Below are 2,374 nucleotides of genomic sequence, written 5' to 3' on the forward strand. Positions count from 1 at the left end.
TTTAAACACCGCATTCTAATCAGTTTTAAAGTGACACAAAAAAGCAACTTCACCATTTCTGATGAAGCTGCCTAAGTAACTATTTATTCGACTAAATTTTAGCCATCCACACAATTTGACGTAGAGCCGTAGTTTTCTGATGCTTTTATTTTTTCGTTAAACTGTTGCCTGACCTAAAGTTTCTCCAAGAAGATTCAAGCGAGCTTCCCATTGATCATGACTTAAGTTCTCTTCAACGATGTAGCGGTTTGCTTCATGAACGCGACACTCATGAGAGCAGCCACGAAGATGTTTATGCTCATTCGCTTCTGAGGCAATCATTTGACGATTACAGAAGGGATTGGCACAGTTGACATAACGTTCACAAGGTTCGCCATCGAACCAGTCACGGGCAACGACAGTGTGTTCTACGTGATTGATTGGCACACTTAGGCGTTCATCAAAAACGTACATCATACCATCCCATAAATCGCCACGGACTTCAGGGTCCCGACTATAGGTGGCAATTCCGCCATGAAGTTGACCAACATCTTTAAAGCCTTCACGAACTAACCAACCTGAAAATTTCTCACAACGAATACCACCAGTACAGTAAGTCACTACACGTTTATCCATAAACTCTTCTTTATTGTCGCGAATCCACTGAGGTAAGTCTCTAAAGTTACGAATATCCGGGCGAATCGCCCCACGAAAATGACCTAAATCAAACTCATAATCGTTACGAGCATCAATAACTACAGTATTTTCATCTTCAACAGCTGCTCGAAATTCTTTAGCAGAGAGGTACGTGCCAGTTAAGTCTAAGGGATCAATGTCATCTTCTAGATTTAAAGAAACAATTTCTTCACGGGCTCGGACATGCATTTTTTTGAAAGCATGGGTTTCGGCTGCATCAATCTTAAAAATCATTTCTTTAAAACGTGGGTCATTATGCATGTACTCAATGTATTTTTCAGTGTCGGCTGTTAAACCAGACAATGTTCCGTTAATTCCCTCATCAGCCACTAAAATACGGCCTTTTAAGTTAAATGAGCGACAGATTGCTAAATGCTCTTTGGCAAACTGTTCTGGGTTTTCAATTGCTACATATTGATAATATAATAATACTTGATAATTTGGCAATGTAATTCCTCCTAAAATTCGTTCATTAAAATTATAGTGCCTTCTTAGCAAAACATCAATTAAAATGCTTATTTCACAAACTAAAGAATCTTTTAGTTAAATAGCTGGAAATCTGTTGACTAACTTCCAGATACTAGGTAATCTAAAGTATAAGCTTACAAGTACCTAGAGAGGAGTGTCTTTTAATGTTTTGGAAAGAAATCAAAAAACAATTCAAATTTTTTGACGGCGTAATCATTATTAGTCTGATTATTTTATCCTTTCTGCCTTATGCTGTCTTTGCGGTGAATCATAGTAACCAAAACTATAACAATCAAGAAACCGTTGCGATCATTTCAATTAACGGCAAAGAAGTTGACCGCTTCGTCTTATCTGAAGCAACTCCCCATCAAGAAGTCACTTACCGCCCTAAAAATAAACAATATAATATTGTTGAAGTCGCTGGCAAAAGAATTCGCGTTAAAGAAGACAATAGCCCTGATCAAATAGCTGTTAATACAGGTTGGATCAGTAAACCAGGGGACACTAGTATTTGTCTGCCCCATCGTTTAGTTATTGAAATTTCTGGCGTCCCTGAAGATGATGAGGACGATATGATTATTACTTACTAAAAAAGAAGGAGGTGTGACAAAAGTCGTTTAAATACAAGTACTTCGTTGTCCCTGTCTCTAATGACTGCCGTTGCTCTTGCTAATTTATTAGCTTAGAGGCAAGGGACAACGTAGTAAAGTCATAAGAGGCACGGCTATTGGAAATAAATCCGACTTCGATTACATCAACTTCTAACGATTAAAATCGTAAGAGTTGAAGGAACAATCAGTTCTTTTGATTGTGGCCTTTAATTCTTAATGCTTTACTTCGTTGTCCCTTATTTCTAAATGCTAAAGCATTAAGAATAACGGCAGCACTTAGAGATTAATGTGAGCGAAACAGAGTGTAGTCGGATTTATTGAAATTATCGCGCCTTCAACGCTTAGCGCTTTACTTCGTTGTCCCTTATTTCTAAATGCTAAAGCATTAAGAATAACGGCAGCGTTTAGCAGTTGTTGAGAGGGTCGCTATTTGACTTTTGGAACCCGTTTATCAAGTAACGTTCGTCAAAAAAGGGTGCCGATGACTAATGTCTAAAGTGTACCCCTTGTCAAGGACATAATAAAAAAAGTGGTATGAATTGTGTAAAGATGATTCCCAAAATTTGGGGATCATCTTTTTTATACTTTGAATGTTTCGTAATATTTTTGAGGTGTCAATC

Annotated in this window: 2 protein-coding genes; one reads left to right on the plus strand and one right to left on the minus strand. The window is 37.7% G+C overall.

Features of this window, described 5'->3' with window-relative positions:
- Positions 1-156 precede the first annotated feature (156 nt).
- Complete coding sequence (gene trhO, locus CBF35_RS14805) at positions 157-1,122, minus strand: oxygen-dependent tRNA uridine(34) hydroxylase TrhO (protein ID WP_126782600.1); 966 nt, start codon at positions 1,120-1,122, stop codon at positions 157-159.
- A gap of 185 nt (positions 1,123-1,307) precedes the next feature.
- Here trhO and CBF35_RS14810 point away from each other — a divergent pair, with 185 nt between their 5' ends.
- Positions 1,308-1,733: a NusG domain II-containing protein gene (locus CBF35_RS14810; protein WP_126782602.1), complete on the plus strand. Its 426-nt coding sequence runs from the start codon at positions 1,308-1,310 to the stop codon at positions 1,731-1,733.
- Positions 1,734-2,374 lie beyond the last annotated feature (641 nt).

The organism is Vagococcus salmoninarum, assembly GCF_003987495.1.
Taxonomy (GTDB): domain Bacteria; phylum Bacillota; class Bacilli; order Lactobacillales; family Vagococcaceae; genus Vagococcus_D; species Vagococcus_D salmoninarum.

What these genes read in the sequence shown, in the direction of transcription:
- CBF35_RS14810 (WP_126782602.1), top strand. Translation starts at nt 1,308, where the DNA reads ATGTTTTGGAAAGAAATCAAAAAACAATTCAAATTTTTTGACGGCGTA.